Origin of the sequence: Robertkochia solimangrovi (genome assembly GCF_007279655.1) — a bacterium.
GTDB lineage: Bacteria > Bacteroidota > Bacteroidia > Flavobacteriales > Flavobacteriaceae > Robertkochia > Robertkochia solimangrovi.
In genome coordinates, this window is the sequence record NZ_QKWN01000011.1 from 140779 (window position 1) to 158478 (window position 17700).

A 17700-nucleotide genomic window follows, 5' to 3' on the forward strand; every position below is an offset into this window, starting at 1 on the left:
GAATACCATGTACCATCTATGTATGAAAACGTATGCCTTAGCTGCTGTGATCATTCTCAGTCTTTCGGCATGTGCTCAAACCAACAACCCGGTTTTTCCCGGCTGGTATGCTGATCCAGAAGGAATTATCTTTGACAATGAATATTGGATCTACCCTACATACTCGGCAGCGTATGAAGAACAGGTATTTTTTGATGCTTTCTCTTCCCCTGACCTTGTAAATTGGACCAAACATGAAAAAGTACTTGATACCTCTGCAATTAAATGGGCTAAACGCGCAGTCTGGGCTCCGTCTATTATAAAAAATAAGGACAAATACTTTATGTTCTTTGGTGCTAATGATATTCAAAGTGATGAAGAAACAGGAGGTATCGGAGTAGCAGTCGCCGACCAGCCAGCCGGACCTTTTAAAGATCATATCGGTCAACCCCTTATCGACCGATTTCATAACGGTGCTCAGCCAATCGACCAATTCGTATTCAAAGATCAGGATGGTCAGTTTTATTTATATTATGGAGGCTGGAGACATTGTAATGTAGTACGCCTAAATGACGATTTCAACAAGATATTGCCTTTCGAAGACGGAACAATGTTTAAAGAAATTACACCCGAGAATTATGTTGAGGGGCCATTTATGTTTATCCGAAATGGAAAATATTATTTTATGTGGTCTGAAGGTGGTTGGGGAGGTCCCGATTATAGTGTGGCATATGCCATTGCTGATTCTCCACTCGGTCCCTTTAAAAGGATCGGAAAAATATTGCAACAGGATCCTGAAGTTGCTACCGGAGCCGGACACCATAGTGTGATCCATCCGGAAGGTACGGATCAATACTATATTGTTTATCATCGTCGTCCACTCACCGAAACCCATCACAATTCCAGAGAAACCTGTATCGATGTGATGGAGTTCAACGAAGACGGTACCATCAAACCGGTCAAAATCACAGTGAACGGTGTAAAATCAAATCCTTTAAATTAAACCGCCAAACATGAAAAAAAATCTTCTTCTTTGTTGCCTTTTCCTGTATGTCTTAAATTTTGCCATCGCGCAGGATGCAGCAATTATCGACCCGAGACAACCTGTAGATTTTGCAGATCCATTAATGGGAACCGATTCAGATTACAGACTTTCCAATGGAAACGTTTACCCGGCGATCGCGCGCCCCTGGGGTATGAACTTCTGGACTCCTCAAACAGGAGAAATGGGTAATGGCTGGGCATATACCTATAACGCCACTAAAATAAGAGGGTTTAAACAAACCCATCAGCCTTCTCCCTGGATGAACGATTATGGTCAGTTCTCCATTATGCCGGTAACCGGGAAGATCCGTTTTAAAGAAGAGGATCGACAAAGTTGGTTCTCTCATAAATCGGAAAAGGTTACGCCCTATTATTACGGTGTTTATCTGGCAGACCATGATATTACAACAGAGATTACACCCACCGATCGTGCTGCGCGATTCAGATTCACTTTTCCGGAATCTGATTCATCCTATGTGGTTATCGACGCCTTCGATCGTGGATCACATGTGAAGATAGATCGGGCAAATAATCGAATAACCGGCTATACCACAAGAAACAGTGGTGGTGTTCCTGAGAATTTCAAAAATTATTTTGTAATCGAATTTGACCGACCGTTCGAATGGTTCAAAACCTTTTCTGATACTACCCTTACCGATACAGACGAAGTGACTTCTGCACACGCAGGTGCACTGGTAGGATTTAAAACCAAAAAAGGCGAGCAAATCAATGCAAAGGTAGCCTCATCTTTCATCAGCACTGAACAGGCCCTGATAAATCTGAAGGAGATCGGGAATCACGATTTTGAATCTCTTAAATCTGAAGGGAGAAAGACCTGGAATGAGGAACTCAGCAAAATAGAGATCTCAGGAGGTACACCCGACCAGTTCAAAACTTTTTATAGCTGTCTGTACCGTTCCTTATTATTTCCGAGAAAATTCTACGAATATGATGCTAACGGTAATGTAGTTCATTACAGTCCTTATAACGGTAAAGTATTGCCTGGCTATATGTTCACCGACACTGGCTTCTGGGATACTTTCAGATGTTTATTCCCTTTTCTGAACCTGATGTATCCTGAATTGAACGGACACATGCAGGAAGGACTTTCCAATGCATATTCTGAAAGTGGATGGTTGCCTGAATGGGCCAGCCCGGGCTTACGTAATATCATGGTTGGGAACAACTCAGCTTCTGTGGTGGCCGAAGCTTACCTGAAAAGTGGAGATGCTTATGAATATGATATTGAAAATCTGTACGAAGCGCTTATTCACGGAGCCAATAATGCTGGTCCGATGACTGCAGTGGGAAGAGCCGGTATCGATTATTACAAGGAATTGGGCTATGTTCCTTATGATGTAGGAATCAACGAAAATGCTGCACGTACATTGGAGTATGCCTATGACGATTTTGCTATCTATCAATTGGCAAAGGCACTAAATAAGCCAAAATCTGTGATCAAAGAATACCGTGAACGCAGTCTTAACTACAAAAAACTTTTCGATAAGGAAACCAATCTGATGCGTGGAAAGAACAAGAACGGTGAATTTATGGCTCCTTTTAATCCTTTTAAATGGGGTGATGCCTTTACCGAAGGTAACAGCTGGCACTACAGTTGGTCTGTATTCCATGACATTCAGGGACTCATCGATCTGATGGGTGGTAAGAAAGAATTCAATTCCCAACTGGATAAGGTATTTTCTCTGCCGCCAGTTTTCGATGATTCCTATTATGGTGGCGTAATTCATGAAATCAGGGAAATGCAGATCGCTAATATGGGTCAATATGCTCATGGAAACCAACCTATTCAACATATGACCTACCTGTATAATTTCTCTGGAGAACCTTGGAAATCGCAGTATTGGGTTCGTGAAACCATGGATCGAATGTATCTTCCGGGTCCTGATGGATATTGCGGGGATGAGGATAATGGTCAGACTTCCGCATGGTACGTTTTCTCGGCAATGGGCTTCTATCCTGTAGCTCCGGCAACTGATCAATATATACTCGGTACCCCTTTATTCAAAAAAATGACCCTTCATCTGGAAAATGGAAATAAAGTGACCATCAATGCACCTGAAAACGATCATGAAAATCGCTATATTAACACGATGAAAGTGAATGGTAAGACTTATAACAAAAACTGGTTAAGTCACAAAGAGCTCATGAAAGGAATGCAGATCGATATCAAAATGTCTTCAGAACCGAACACTGAAAGAGGTACCGGAAAGTCTTCATTCCCATATTCACTTTCGAATGAATAATCCCAAAATAAGAGTAACAAATGATTAATAGAATAGTACGCAGCTTTTTCTATAGCATCTGCTTTTTTTATACTGCCCAAAACATACAAGCACAACAGGTCTCAGATCCGGCCGATTATGTCGATCCGCTTATAGGTTCTGCCCGAATGGGCCATACATATCCGGGAGCAACCGCCCCTTTCGGAAGTGTACAACTCAGTCCGGACACAGATACTATACCTTATGCTTATGATGGTAAATATACCGGCGATGTCTATAAATATTGTGCGGGATACCAGTATGAAGACCATACGATAACCGGATTCAGTCATACTCACTTCAGCGGAACGGGACATTCCGATCTTGGAGATATCCTGATTATGCCAACGGTAGGTACCCTGCAATTGAATCCGGGTACCGAAAGTGAACCTGAAAAAGGATATCGTTCCCGATTCAGTCATGACCGGGAGGTTGCAAAAGCCGGATATTACCAGGTAATGCTGGATGACTATAACATCAATGCCGAACTCACAGCAACCACCAGAGTCGGCGTACACCGTTATACCTTTCCCCAAACGGAACAGGCTCATATCATTCTGGATCTGAACGCTGGAATCTATAATTATGACGGTAAAAATATCTGGAGTGAAGTACGGGTTGAAAATGACACCCTGATAACCGGTTACCGCCAAACCAACGGATGGGCAAGAGACCGTAAAGTTTACTTTGCGATCAGTTTCAGTAAGCCTATTACCGCTTATGGTCAAAAACCACAAGAACGAAGTGTTTACCGTGGTTTTTGGGGAAGATTCAATCAGAATAAGAATTTTCCGGAAATGGCAGGAAAAGACCAGATCCTATACTTCGATTTTAATACCAAAGAGAAGGAACAGATCGTTCTGAAGGTTGCGATATCTCCGGTAAGCACGGCAGGTGCCCTGAACAACCTAATTCAGGAAACTTCCGGTAAAGATTTTGATCAGATCCGTGAAGAGACTAAAGAAGCCTGGAATTCTGAACTTGGAAAAGTAGAGGTGAGTACCATAACGCCTGATGATCTTACTAATTTTTACACGGCACTATACCATGCTTTTCTTGGTCCTACTATCTATATGGACTCCGATGGGAACTACGCCGGATTGGATCGAAATATTCATAAAGCCGATGGATTTGTAAACTATACCAGTTTCTCGCTTTGGGATACTTACAGGGCATTGCATCCTTTATTCAATATTTTGCAACCCAAAAGAAATGGAGACATGATCGCGTCTATGCTGGCACATTTCGATCAGAGCGTTCATCCCATGTTACCTATCTGGTCACATTATGCCAATGAGAACTGGTGCATGATCGGGTATCATAGTGCTTCGGTAATTGCCGATGCCATTGTGAAGGGAACAGGAGGCTTCGATGAAATCAAAGCTCTTGAAGCATCCGTAACCACGGCTAAGACTACCTATTTTGACGGAATAGGCGCCTATATGGAAAAAGGATATGTTCCGGAAGACGTTAGTGGTGCTTCGGTATCCAAGACCCTGGAATATGCCTATGACGACTGGGCTATTGCTCAGGCCGCTGCAAAATTAAACCGTTCGGATATCTATGATGAATTCCTGGAACGTTCAACCTATTACAACAATGTATTCGATAAAAAGAGTCAGTTCATGCGTCCTAAACTAAATAATGGGGAATGGAAAACGGCGTTCGACCCGTTAGATACCCATGGCCAGGGATTCATCGAAGGAAATTCATGGAACTACAGTTTGTATGTACCGCAGGATCCTGATGCTTTGATTGCTCTGTATGGGGGTAAACGAGCATTCAGCAAACATCTGGATGAACTTTTCACCATGGAGTTACCGGATAAATATTTCGAAAACACTGAAGATATCTCCAGAGAAGGTATTATCGGGAATTATGTCCATGGAAACGAACCTTCTCATCACGTTCCTTATCTCTATAACTGGACAGGTGATACTTACAAGACACAAGAAAAAGTAAGAATGATCCTGAAATCAAAATACCAGACAGGATCGGATGGCCTAAGTGGAAATGATGATTTCGGTCAAATGAGTGCCTGGTATCTTTTCAGTACCCTCGGATTTTATCCGGTAGCACCAGGGTCTGTAGATTATGCCCTGGGGAGTCCGGCCATAAAATCAGCTGTGATCCATTTGGAGAATGGAAATGATTTCAAGATCTTAGCCAAAGATCAGTCTGATAAAAATATTTATGTGGAAGCCGTAATGCTCAATGGAAAGCCACTTAAACGTCCGTTTATTACCCATCAGGAAATAATGGATGGTGGTACTCTGGAATTCAAAATGACTTCCAGCCCCAATAAAAGGCTATATCGGTAGTTCACCCCCTCGAACCCTGAAAGGCTATCCATCCGGATAGCCTTTTTTATTTTAACAACTCCGGATTCTGCTGATAGGTCTTCCAAAGGAATTCCCCGAACAATGTATTTGTCCATGCGAACCAGGATCTTGTAAAATTCTTTGGATCATCCTTATGAAAAGATTCATGCATGAACCCTGTATCTCCATGAGTTGCCTTCAGCATTTGTATACACTTTTTAATTTCCGAAGGTTCATCTGAAGTGAGTCCGTACATGGTAATTGCCATTGGCCAGATCATATCCATACCTATATGAGGACCTCCAATCCCTTCTGCTATCTTTCCTTTGAAGAAAAATGGATTATCTTCCGACCATACAAATTTTCGGGTATTCAGGTAAACAGGGTCCTTGGCCAATTCAGGTTCTAGATAGGGCAGTGAAAGTAAACTGGGGACATTTGCATCATCCATAAGCAGTTTATTACCATATCCATCTACCTCATACGCATAGATTCTGCCATATTTCTCATGATCAGTAGTTCCATATTTCTGAACCGCTTCTGCTACTTCTACTGCAAGTGTTCGCAGCTCACCGGACAATACCTCATCGTTCATTATTTCCGATACCATCTGTGCAGCCTGTTTCAGACTGGTTACCGCAAAAACATTGGAAGGGATCAAAAATGAGAACACGGTTGCATCGTCACTGGGCCTGAAAGCACTGCAGATCAACCCTACCGGCTTAACAGGATAGCCACGACCATCCATGGCCCTCGTATCGGAACCTCTTCCGGTTACGCGTTGAAAGGCATAACTTCCCGGACCTTCCTTTTGCTGTTGCTCTCTGAATACTTTAAGTATATTTCGCATCGCCATTTTCCAGTGCTCATCGAAAGGACTTGTATCCCCGGTACTCTTCCAGTAATGAAAGGCTAGCCGAATCGGGTAGCACAGAGAATCGATCTCATATTTTCTTTCATGAACCCCTGGTAACATTTCGGTATTATCCTCCGCCCACTCTCCTCTTTTATCGGGGTCATTGTAGAAAGCATTGGCATAGGGATCCTTAAGGATACACCGGGTTTGTCGATGGATCAATCCGGCGATCATCTTTTGTATGGTCTTATCCTCATCGGCAAACTGTAAATAAGGCCATACCTGAGCAGAACTATCCCGAAGCCACATGGCATCGATATCTCCGGTAATGATGTATGTATCCGGCACTCCACTTATTTCTGTATAGGTTACAGTCGTATCCAGTGTATTTGGAAAACAATTATGGAACAACCACCCTAACTCCTTATCTGGCACCTTCTTATTGAATTCTGATATCGCTGCCTCTACAGACCTGCTTTTAAATTTTCGTTCACTCTCACTTACTCTAACTACAGGAAAGTCCTTAAAAACAAAAGCATTGGCAGCAGAAAGAATAGGTGTTTGCAACAAGGCAAAACCTCCTGCCATACCGGTATTTTGGATAAATTTTCTTCTTTTCATGAGCTTAAATCGGTTAACGGAATATAGCCTTTATAATACCCGGAACATTGCATTCTAAAATACACATAGTCCGGCGAATTTTCCATTTTAAATACATAAATCTGTGATGCTGTCATAGAATCACGGTTTAGGGAATACCTGTGTTGAATCGGCCATTTTTTGCCATAATCCCTGCAGTTCCTCTAATCGTTCGGGATAGTTTTCAGCCACATTGTGCATTTCGGTACGATCCACACGTAAATCGTACAATTCCCATGGAGATGAATGGTCCAGTCGCACAAGTTTCCAATCCCCTTTTCGCAAAGCAGCAGCACCGAAATGCTCCCAGAACAGAACCCTTTCGGTATCGGTTGGCATTTCCCCGGTGATTGTCGGCATAATACTGGTTCCCATAAAGGGTGCGATATCCTGTCCTTTATAAGTTTTCGGATAAGCAGCACCGGCCAGTTCCATCACGGTAGGCATAATATCAATTATATGGGCCGTGGCAGAATTCACACTCCCTTTTTCCTTTAATCCTTCCGGCCAATGCATAATAAATGGCGTAGTGATACCACCTTCAAAGACTCTGGCTTTCCAATATCTGAATGGGGTATTCAATACATTTGCCCATTGCGGACCAATACCTGAATATACGGTCTCACTACCGGGAAGTTGCTCTATATCCTTCTGCACCGGATAATGTATGGTTTCTCCCTTTCTGGTTTGGCCGGGACGGTCAAATCCGGGACCGTATACCGATGGTCTTTCTGAACTGGCCCCATTGTCCGACAAGAACATAATAACCGTATTTTCAAGCGTTCCTGTTTCCTCAAGCCCTGATATAAGCTTTCCTATATTCTGATCGAGTACGTCAACCATGGCAGCGTGAACAGCCATTGCCCTTGAATCCCAGATCGTGTCATTATTTTCTTCCCATTCGACATCTGAGAACATAAATTCAGACAACGCAGCTGTATCTCCCTGAAATATTCCGGAGTTGATCAATCTTTCATATCGGGCTTTTCTAATCGCTTTCCATCCGGCCTTATAGGTGTTCTCGTATTTTCTGATGACCTCCTCCGGAGCCTGTAATGGCCAGTGAGGAGCACAATGTGCGACATACAGAAAGAATGGTTCATCCTGCTTAGCCAATTCTTTGATATAAGTAACGGTAGTATCTCCGATCGCATCTGTATAATAAAAATCATCCGGAACCGACTTCACCGGCTTTTCCTGGCTTACTAAAGCAAAAGGATCGAAATAATCGACGACCCCCCATATATTCCCATAGAACCTATCAAAACCTCTTGCAACAGGATAGGTATCAGGATCCGAAAACCAAAGATGATCCTCCTGATGTGCCAGCCATTTAAGCTGATCCTCTCCTCCGAGATCTTCGGTTTCCGATACATGCCACTTCCCAACCATTCCCGTATTGTAGCCTGCATTTTTCAATACTTCTGCAAGCGTTACTGCATTGGTAGCTAATGTACCCCGATACCCCGGTTGATGTTGGTCCATGGTCATTTGCCCGATGCCTGCCTGATGAGGATACCTTCCTGTTAACAAGGCAGCCCTCGACGGGCAACATCGTGAAGTATTGTAGAAGGAATTCATCCTTACACCATTTGCCGCCAGATAGTCCAGATTCGGCGTATGGATCTCGCCCCCATAACTTCCCAGATCCGAAAAACCGAGGTCATCGGCCATCACTATGATTATATTGGGACGTTTTTTTTCAAATGAACCGGGATCCGGGGAAGTGTTACAACTGATACAAAAGCATATCAGTGAGTATAGAATAATTTGCCATAGATATATAATTCGTTTTTTAAGAGAATGCATGCCTATTTTTTGGTTTGGAGGTTCAAGGGTTATTTGACAGAGAAACTATAGATCGAAACCGTATGATAAGTCTGTTCCGGATCAAGACGAATCGATGGAAATTCAGGTTGATTAGGAGCATCCGGAAAATGTTGGGTTTCCAGTGCAAAGGCAGTTCTGAAATCATCAGTTACACCAGACTTAAAGGTATTCTTTCCCTGCATGAAGTTACCGCTGTAAAACTGCACACCAGGTTCATCGGAAACAACATCCATTATGATACCAGATTTATCTCCGGTAATCGTAGCGACATGGTTCATCCCGTTCTTTTTATTTCCGTTCAAAACAAAATTATGATCATAACCCATTCCATTCTCTAATTGCTCATTTTCAGCTTCGATTCGTTCCCCTATTGCATGAGGCTCTGTGAAATCAAAAGGAGTTCCCTGAACTGACCTCAGCTCCCCTGTCGGTATAAGTCCACTATCAACAGGTGTGAAACTATCTGCAAAGATCTGAACCTTGTGTTGCAGTATACTTCCGCTGCCTTCTCCATTGAGGTTAAAGAAGGCATGGTTAGTAAGATTAACCACTGTAGGGGCATCCGTATTTGCAGTATATTCCATACGTAATACTCCATTTTTCCCCAGGGAATAAATAACTTCAACATCCAGATTCCCAGGAAATCCTTCTTCTCCATCTGCTGAATGATAGGTAAAAACGAGCGTATGATCATCTGTCTTCTCAACATTCCATATTACATCCTGAAATCCTTTTATACCACCATGCAGGGTGTTTTCACCATTGTTCTGTGGAATGGTGTACTCCTTACCATCCAATTTGAACTTACCTTGGGCTATCCTGTTTCCTACCCTTCCGATCGTAGCTCCGAAATAGGGTTCCGTTGAATTTATAAATCCGTCGACACTGTTCATTCCAACCACAACATCGGTCATTTTACCCGTTGAATCCGGAACCCAAAGTCCAATGAGTCTTCCTCCATAATTGGTGAATGCCGCTTGTATTCCTTCATTTTGAATACGATATAATGCCACTTTTTTTCCATTGATCAGCGTATCAAAATCAGCTGCCTTCAAAACTGATGCTCCTGCAGGAGTAAATTCTTTGCTGATATCGGTTTTATTTTTCTTTTCTCCCGGATCTTTGCAGGAGGTAGTCAAACAGGCCATTACGCCTGAAAGGGCCAAAATTGTAAAATATCTCATTTGCTTCATTATTTAGTTTAGTTTAATTATCTCACTACGGGAAATGCCATGATACGCAACTTGGTGAATCCTACTGGTATCAGGGTAATCTCTTCTGTTTTTTCTGCAACGTTTCCTTTATAGAAACCGTCGCGACCATTTACCGGCAGATGGGCTAATCCGTTAACCGATCGCCAGTCAGGAATTCTTTTAGCCTGTACTTTCAATGCTGAAGGAGCCTGTATCTGTGTCCATTCAAAATCAGTATCAAGAACAGATTCTTCCACACGGATCAAACGCTCAGGATCTTTGGTGACTTCGTTCAGAATTCCAAAATTCCATGGATCCGGTGTTGATACAGTGAAATATTTTCCTTCGCTGTCTTCTTCTGCCTCCTTCCATTTCTCGCTTAATTTCAGACCATATACCAAGGGACCTCGTTCAACTGCTCTTGAATTCTCTGCCCATTGTGTCAAGCGTACCTTCATGGGTAACTTCAATTTTACCACATCCTTATCTTTCCATTCACCATTCAGGGTAGCTATATGGTTTTCAACGAGCGGATGCACTGCTTTCCCATTCAACGTAAATTCCGGCGAATCGCACCATTCCGGAATGCGCATCTCAAAAGGGAATTCTTCCGTACCTTCCAATGAAAACTCGAAAACAATTTGATCATCAAACGGATAATTCGTCTTCTCTTCAATGGATATTTTCTTTCCCTCATTTACTGTTGTGGTTACTGTATTAGGACCATAGACCAATGCTGATAGACCGTTCCCTGAATTTCTATACCATAAGTGCTGTACATATTTAGGCCATCCCTGATGCATATTGGCATAACAACAACTATAACCACTTCTCGCTCCCAATACATTGTTCATTTCACGATCGAAAGGCAGTGTAAAAGCATACACGCCTCGATCGATCTCGATCTGATTGGCAATCTGGAAATATTGTTTTTCATTGAAATCTGCGGTCGTTTGCGATGGAAAAGCATTAAAAGTCGTTCGCTCCAACGCATCCATATAAAATGGGTCACCCGTGATACCGATCATTTCCTCCAGGGAATACATCGTCTCTACCACCGCACATAGTTCTGAACCTTGTACGGGTGCATTCCCATGAAGGTCTTCATCTGCGGAAAAGATTCCGTTAGGTAGCCCATGCAAGCTCAATAGATCTGTAAATCCCGTTTTTGCATATTCCAGAAAAAGAGAATCTCCGGTTCGCTGGAAGTTCACGGTTGGCTCTTTCAAAGCCATCGCCACATTCACTCCATGACGTTTCATCCAGTCTCTGCCATCCGGGTTCACCGCGGCATTGATCACCCAATCCCGGTTCCCCAACAACTCACTCCATTCAAAGGACTGTTTGCGTATTTTTTCTGCCAGGGTCAATAATTCGGGATCTCCGTTTATCTGGTATAACCATTGTACTGCATTCATATTTTCCACACCTCTGGATTCCGCCCAATCCGTCCAGGTTCCTATCGGGCATTTATCCAGTGTTTCCGATTGATATTTAAAGTATTTCTCCAGAAAAGGGATCACCCTTTGGTCATGGGTCGCTGTATAATATTGGATGATCACCTTTAACATGATCATTCTGGGCCACCAGTCTTCACCTTTTTCACAGTTCTCAGCATCTACAGAATTACCTGTTTCCAGCTCCCATTGCGTTACGGGCCCAAAATAACCTGATGGCCGCTGATGTTCAATACTCCAGTCTATATATTTCTTAACCTTCCCAATAAGTACTTCATCATCCAACTGATATGCAAGAGGAACCGCACCATCAAGCCAATAGGGTGTCTCCTCCCAATCATCGCCATCTCCTCCAAGCCAGCCATTGTTGCTTTCACTGATTTTGGCATGGATCTCATCCAGATGTCCGGTACTGTTTTTAGCCATTATCAACGATTGAGATTTTAACCAACCATCGGGTTTAATGCTTCCAAGGTCAAGCTCTTCGTATACAGGTTTGACATAGGAAGTTTTGATCGGTTGGTGTTCTCCTTCAGAAGCAGAAGGGTCACAGCTTTGCAAAGCGAGCAATGTGAATGCTCCCCAAATAGTCAGGGGTATGAATTGATATCTTTTCATTTTTGAGCAGGTATTTCGAGTTGTACACCTTCGGGAACAGGTACTCCAAACCAGGGCGTTCCATCCTCCTTCCAGTATATTCGTTGCATTCTGGGTTTCCTTAAATTACCACATCCCTGATTCGGTTCGGAGTTTCCATGATAGAGAATCCAGTCTTCCGTACCATCTGGTGATCTGAAAAAGGAATTATGCCCGGGAGCATACACGCCATTGATCGAATTCTGGGTGAAGACCGGCAGATTACTTTTGTGCCAATTCGCTGAATTCAGGAGATCTTTTTCACCATTAAAACTGAGTAATCCTAAACTATAGAAATCGGTCCAGCAGCCACTTGCAGAATACACCACGAATAACCTGCCATCATGTTCCAAAAACTGAGGACCTTCATTTACATAAACATGTGGAGGATTCACGTCATCATTAAGATCACCATGTTTCTCCCAATCAAATACGGGTGACGAGATCAATACCCGATCTCCTTCGATCTCCAAAGGATTCTTCATAGCCGCCAGATAGATATTCTGCTGGCCATTTTCATCCCCCTTCCATCCAGACCAAACCATATAGAATTTCCCTTTATATCGGTAGACATTCCCATCGATCGCCCATTTATCGGTCTGGGCAGCGATCTTACCTTTAAAAGACCAGTTATCACTGAAAGGATCGCTATTATCATTTTCAAGCACATACATACGATGCGTATTGTTATCGCCGTTATCTGCTGCGAAATACACATACCATTTGCCATCATAATAATGTATTTCAGGAGCCCAGATATCTTTTGAATACAGTGTACCTGTGGGTGGCACCCAGATCGTTTTACTTTCCGCATCCTGAAGATGTGCAAGATTATCGGTTTTCCAGATCACGATCCGGTTTCCCATAGTATGAGTGTAATAATACATCCCATCGACATATACACTAAATGGATCCGCACCGGAAGGCAATAATGGATTCACAAAAGTTTCGGTCTGTGACCATGACACGACTCCTGTAAACAGTAAAATAATACATAAGATGTTTTTCATGTTGCTCAATTTAACAGAACCCTCCTTTATTCTCAAACAAGAAATAAAAGACGGTTTTCTGAATACATATTCATGCTTTTATTCTATGTGTTGCTGCATCATATTGCACAGGTCATCTATTTGTGTCTTTCTATACAAAAAATACATTTTGTCGAACGGAACGAACAAGAACAACCGTGTTTCTATGAATTTACTGCTTTTAGAATATTGCAATTACAATTACTAAAATTTGTGATAAATTAATTTTAGTATACAAATTATTATCAATTAGTTTGTTTTATCAAATTAGGTCATTTCCTTTATCATGAAGTGGATTTGATTGTGTCATTCTTTCGCTGAAATCATGCATAATCAAAAAAATCAGGTATTCACTACTATAGTTGAATCAAATTAGAGAAGTGTGAAACATTCTGTAGATAGATAATTATTACTTTTTCCAAAAATTTTCAGATTGAATAAACTGCTATCCATAGTATCGATTTTCCTGATTTTCACCGCTGGTCTAAGCGCTCAGGAATACTATCTGAAACATCTTCAGGTTGAAGATGGCTTATCACATAATTCGGTTATTTGTTCACTACAAGACAGTCATGGTTTTCTGTGGTTCGGAACCAAGGATGGACTTAACCGATATGACGGATATACCTTTAAACTATACCACAGTGATCCTAATCAGAAAAACAATATCGGAAGTAATTTCATCCAGAATCTACTGGAATTCGATGGTTATCTTTGGGTAGGTACCGATAACGGACTTTACCGTTTCGATCAGGAGGCTGAAACCTTCACACTTTTGGAACCTACAAGAAATCAATCCATTCATGATCTGGAATACGATGATTCAGGACATCTGTGGTTTATCGCCGGATCTACCATGTATCGTTATAATATAGAATCCGGTAACTACAAGACCTTTGACACCTCCGATTATTTTTGGGCCGTTAGCCTAACTCGCGGTCAGGATAACACTTTATGGGCAAGTTCTTCCGTCCAGATCTACAAGTTCGACGAAGATCAAAGTACATTTATTCCAATGAGTCTCAGACCTGCAGATGATACCGAATTCCCTTTTATGATCTCAACGATCTATACCTTAAATCCTCATACATTGCTTGTAGGAACACAGAATCACGGAGCACTCCTCTATGATGTACAAACCGGAGAACAGCGTCCCCTACTGATCCATGATCAGGAAGAACCCCTATTCGTGAGGAATTTTGCTGCCAAAGGTTCGAACGAGGTCTGGATCGCAAGTGAAAATGGCGTCTATATTTATGACATTGAGAAAGGTACCTACGACCATATCAAAAAGGAATTACGCGATAATTATGCCTTATCCGACAATGCTGTTTATACCATTACTGTAGATAATGAACAGGGCGTATGGATGGGCACCTATTTTCGTGGTATTAACTATTATCCGAAACAATACACTCCTTTCAGGAAATTCTACCCCAAACAAAAAGTGAATTCCATCGGAGGTTATGTGGTCAGAGAAATACAGAAAGACGATCATGGCAATCTTTGGATCGGCACGGAAGATGCCGGACTTCAGCAATATAATTTCAATACCGGACAATTCACCAATTATAACCCACTCAAGAATAACACAAAACTCTCCTATTACAATATTCATGGAATCTATCCGGATGGAAATAAACTCTGGGTTGGAAACTTTGAGCATGGTATGGATGTTATGGATATCCCCAGTGGAAAGATCCTCAGACATTACGGAATGGGAAATAAGGGAAATCTTAAAAGCAATTTCGTGTTTTCGATTAAAAGAAACCGTGAAAACAAATTGTTAGTGCTTTGCACCGGAGGAGTTCAGCAATATGACAGCATTCAGGATTCCTTTGTCGATTATCCACCATTTACCGAGCATTATTTCTTCAATTCAATGCTGGAGCCCAATGATGAGGAAATATGGATGGGTACCTATCGAAACGGTCTTTTGTATTATAACAAGAAAACCAACACTAAAGTCACTTATAAATATGACAGCGCTGACTCTTTGAGTATCAGCAGTAATGCGATTAATAATATTTTCAAGGACCATTCAGGAACTATCTGGATTCTCACTGAAAATGGTGTCAACCGATACTTGCCCGAAACCGGCAAATTTGAACGCTTCAATACCGAGGATGGGTTCCCTACCAACGTGACCTATTCCGTATTAGAAGACAAGAATTTCAATCTTTGGATAACTACTTCTAAGGGGCTCGTAAAATTCAATCCGGTTGAAAAGAGTATTCGTACCTATACCACCGCAAACGGACTTTTAGGAAATCAGTTTAATTATAGTTCGGCATATAAGGATACTGATGGCACAATGTACTTCGGAACTATCGACGGAATGATCGCCTTCAATCCGGAAAATTTTATAAAGAATACCTATTCACCACCGATCTATATTACGGGAATACAAATCAATAATAAAGAAGTAAATGTCAGTAATGCTGAAGAAGGTACAGTATTGCCGGTTGCTACGATCTTTCTCAGGGACATTGAACTCCCTTATAATGAATCTTCCTTCAGTATAGATTTTGCTTCCCTCAGTTACAACGCCCCCCAGGCAACGGAATACTGGTATATGCTGGAAGGCCTGAACGAAAACTGGATCGAGACTGAGAAAGATCACAGAGCATACTTCACCAAAGTTGCTCCCGGCAACTATACCTTCAAGGTAAAAGCGATGAACAGTAATGGTTCATTAAGTTATACCGATGATCTGACGATCAGAATTCAGCCACCGTTCTGGGCAAGCAATATGGCGTATGTACTATACGCTATACTCGTCGGCTCTCTGATATACTTTTCCCTGCGTTTCTACCACCATCAGACTGAAGAAAAGAACAACCGCAGGATCAAACAGCTGAATAATAAAAAGGAGAAAGAAATCTATCAGGCTAAGATTGAATTCTTTACCAATGTAGCGCATGAAATACGAACCCCACTCACACTGATTAAGAGTCCGCTGGAAAAACTCTTAAAGACTGAAACCCGTACCTCTCCGATCAAGGAAAATCTGATGATCATGGAGCGAAACACATCGCGAATGCTGGATCTTGTCAATCAATTACTCGATTTCAGAAAGACAGAGATCGAAGGGGTGAAACTTACCTTCGTCCGTTGTAATATCACTTCAATTCTGGAGAACACCTATGAAAGGTTCAGCCATGCGATCAAGGAAAAAGACCTTCATTTCGATATGTCGTATCCCGATTCAGATATCTATGCATATGTAGATGCTGAAGCCTTTAAAAAAATACTGAGCAATCTGTTGAGCAATGCCATCAAATATGCGGAAACCAAAATTTTCGTAACACTTAAAAGTGAAGATAACCGAATCATCATCATCGCAAAAAATGATGGGGAACTCATCCCTGTCGATCTTAAAGAGCGTGTGTTCGAACCATTTTTCAGAGCTCCCGAAGTGGTACATCAGACAGGAACGGGTATAGGCCTTTCCCTGGCTCATTCACTGACGGAACTGCATAAGGGCAAATTATATCTCGACAATACAGACGCCGTGATGAATACATTCATACTGGAACTGCCTGTCCATCAGGAAATGGAATTCGAACTTTATCCGGAAAACGGTGAAAAACATGCTGCCAGGAAAGATGAACTTATGGACTTCGAGATAGAACAGCCCTTCATAAATGGAGAGGAGATCGAATTTCACAAACCTACGGTTCTACTGGTCGAAGATAATGAAGATCTGCTTGATTTTATTGCGAAAGATCTTCGGGAAGATTACTACGTACTGAAATCCCCTACCGCAGAAAAAGCACTTGAAATATTACAAAATGAAAACATCCATCTGGTCATCAGCGATGTGATGATGCCGGGTATGAACGGATTTGAACTATGTAAAAAGATAAAGACCTCCATCGATACGAGCCATATCCCGGTGATCATTCTGACTTCCAAAAGTGCGATACAGGCTAAGGTTGAAGGTCTGGAATCTGGTGCCGATGCATATATTGAAAAGCCATTCTCCATTGAATACCTGAGATTACAGCTCAAAAACCTCATTGAGAACCGAAAGCATATCATGCAATTCTATTCCAGTACTCCTCTGGCTCACATACGCAGTATAGCTCATTCCAAAACCGATGAGTCATTTATCAAGACGTTGGATAAGGTTATCTATGAAAATATTTCAGATAGCAACCTGAGCGTAGAAGTACTTGCAGAGATCATGAATATGAGTCGTTCCACACTCTATAGAAAGATCAAGGATATCTCGAATATGAGTCCCAATGAGCTCATTAACATCACCCGATTGAAAAGAGCTGCAGAGTTGCTGAAATCGGGAGATTTTAAGATTTATGAAGTAGCAGAAATGGTTGGTTATAATTCACAAACCAGTTTCGGTCGTAATTTTCACAAACAGTTTCAGATGACACCGACCGAATACATGAACAGTTAGATTTGTAAATAATAA

9 protein-coding genes are annotated in these 17700 nt (G+C 41.9%); 4 read left to right on the plus strand and 5 right to left on the minus strand.

Annotated features, from left to right (window positions below; all coding sequences use genetic code 11):
* Positions 1-22 precede the first annotated feature (22 nt).
* The 3 genes from DMZ48_RS15400 to DMZ48_RS15410 are packed head-to-tail and all read left to right on the plus strand — an operon-like array spanning position 23 to position 5626.
* The gene (locus DMZ48_RS15400) at positions 23-982 is read left to right on the plus strand and encodes a glycoside hydrolase family 43 protein (RefSeq protein ID WP_143956058.1); all 960 of its coding nucleotides are present in this window, start codon (positions 23-25) and stop codon (positions 980-982) included.
* A gap of 10 nt (positions 983-992) precedes the next feature.
* A complete protein-coding gene (locus DMZ48_RS15405) occupies positions 993-3287 on the plus strand; it encodes a GH92 family glycosyl hydrolase (protein ID WP_143956059.1) in 2295 nt (764 codons plus the stop codon).
* 20 nt (positions 3288-3307) lie between these two features.
* Positions 3308-5626 carry a GH92 family glycosyl hydrolase gene (locus tag DMZ48_RS15410; protein WP_143956060.1) on the plus strand — a complete coding sequence of 773 codons (2319 nt, stop codon included), beginning with the start codon at positions 3308-3310 and terminating at the stop codon, positions 5624-5626.
* Positions 5627-5672: 46 nt separating this feature from the next.
* Here the strand turns inward: DMZ48_RS15410 and DMZ48_RS15415 are convergent, their stop codons facing one another.
* From DMZ48_RS15415 to DMZ48_RS15435, 5 genes are all read right to left on the minus strand, one after another.
* A complete protein-coding gene (locus DMZ48_RS15415) occupies positions 5673-7103 on the minus strand; it encodes a glycoside hydrolase family 125 protein (RefSeq protein ID WP_143956061.1) in 1431 nt (476 codons plus the stop codon).
* A gap of 120 nt (positions 7104-7223) precedes the next feature.
* Positions 7224-8930: an arylsulfatase gene (locus DMZ48_RS15420; protein ID WP_143956062.1), complete on the minus strand. Its 1707-nt coding sequence runs from the start codon at positions 8928-8930 to the stop codon at positions 7224-7226.
* A gap of 29 nt (positions 8931-8959) precedes the next feature.
* Positions 8960-10135: an aldose epimerase family protein gene (locus DMZ48_RS15425; RefSeq protein WP_143956063.1), complete on the minus strand. Its 1176-nt coding sequence runs from the start codon at positions 10133-10135 to the stop codon at positions 8960-8962.
* Positions 10136-10161: 26 nt separating this feature from the next.
* Positions 10162-12219: a beta-L-arabinofuranosidase domain-containing protein gene (locus tag DMZ48_RS15430; protein ID WP_143956064.1), complete on the minus strand. Its 2058-nt coding sequence runs from the start codon at positions 12217-12219 to the stop codon at positions 10162-10164.
* Positions 12216-13247, minus strand: coding sequence for a glycoside hydrolase family 43 protein (locus tag DMZ48_RS15435; RefSeq protein ID WP_143956065.1), 1032 nt, complete (start codon positions 13245-13247; stop codon positions 12216-12218). Before DMZ48_RS15435 ends, DMZ48_RS15430 begins: the two co-directional genes overlap by 4 nt.
* Positions 13248-13698: 451 nt before the next feature.
* Here DMZ48_RS15435 and DMZ48_RS15440 point away from each other — a divergent pair, with 451 nt between their 5' ends.
* Positions 13699-17685, plus strand: coding sequence for a hybrid sensor histidine kinase/response regulator transcription factor (locus DMZ48_RS15440; protein ID WP_242009233.1), 3987 nt, complete (start codon positions 13699-13701; stop codon positions 17683-17685).
* Positions 17686-17700: the final 15 nt, after the last annotated feature.

Bases quoted from the DNA above. Each gene is read 5' to 3' on its own strand.
- DMZ48_RS15420 (WP_143956062.1), bottom strand. From the start codon at position 8,930: ATGCATTCTCTTAAAAAACGAATTATATATCTATGGCAAATTATTCTA.
- DMZ48_RS15435 (WP_143956065.1), bottom strand. From the start codon at position 13,247: ATGAAAAACATCTTATGTATTATTTTACTGTTTACAGGAGTCGTGTCA.
- DMZ48_RS15425 (WP_143956063.1), bottom strand. From the start codon at position 10,135: ATGAGATATTTTACAATTTTGGCCCTTTCAGGCGTAATGGCCTGTTTG.
- DMZ48_RS15415 (WP_143956061.1), bottom strand. From the start codon at position 7,103: ATGAAAAGAAGAAAATTTATCCAAAATACCGGTATGGCAGGAGGTTTT.
- DMZ48_RS15430 (WP_143956064.1), bottom strand. From the start codon at position 12,219: ATGAAAAGATATCAATTCATACCCCTGACTATTTGGGGAGCATTCACA.
- DMZ48_RS15410 (WP_143956060.1), top strand. From the start codon at position 3,308: ATGATTAATAGAATAGTACGCAGCTTTTTCTATAGCATCTGCTTTTTT.
- DMZ48_RS15400 (WP_143956058.1), top strand. From the start codon at position 23: ATGAAAACGTATGCCTTAGCTGCTGTGATCATTCTCAGTCTTTCGGCA.
- DMZ48_RS15405 (WP_143956059.1), top strand. From the start codon at position 993: ATGAAAAAAAATCTTCTTCTTTGTTGCCTTTTCCTGTATGTCTTAAAT.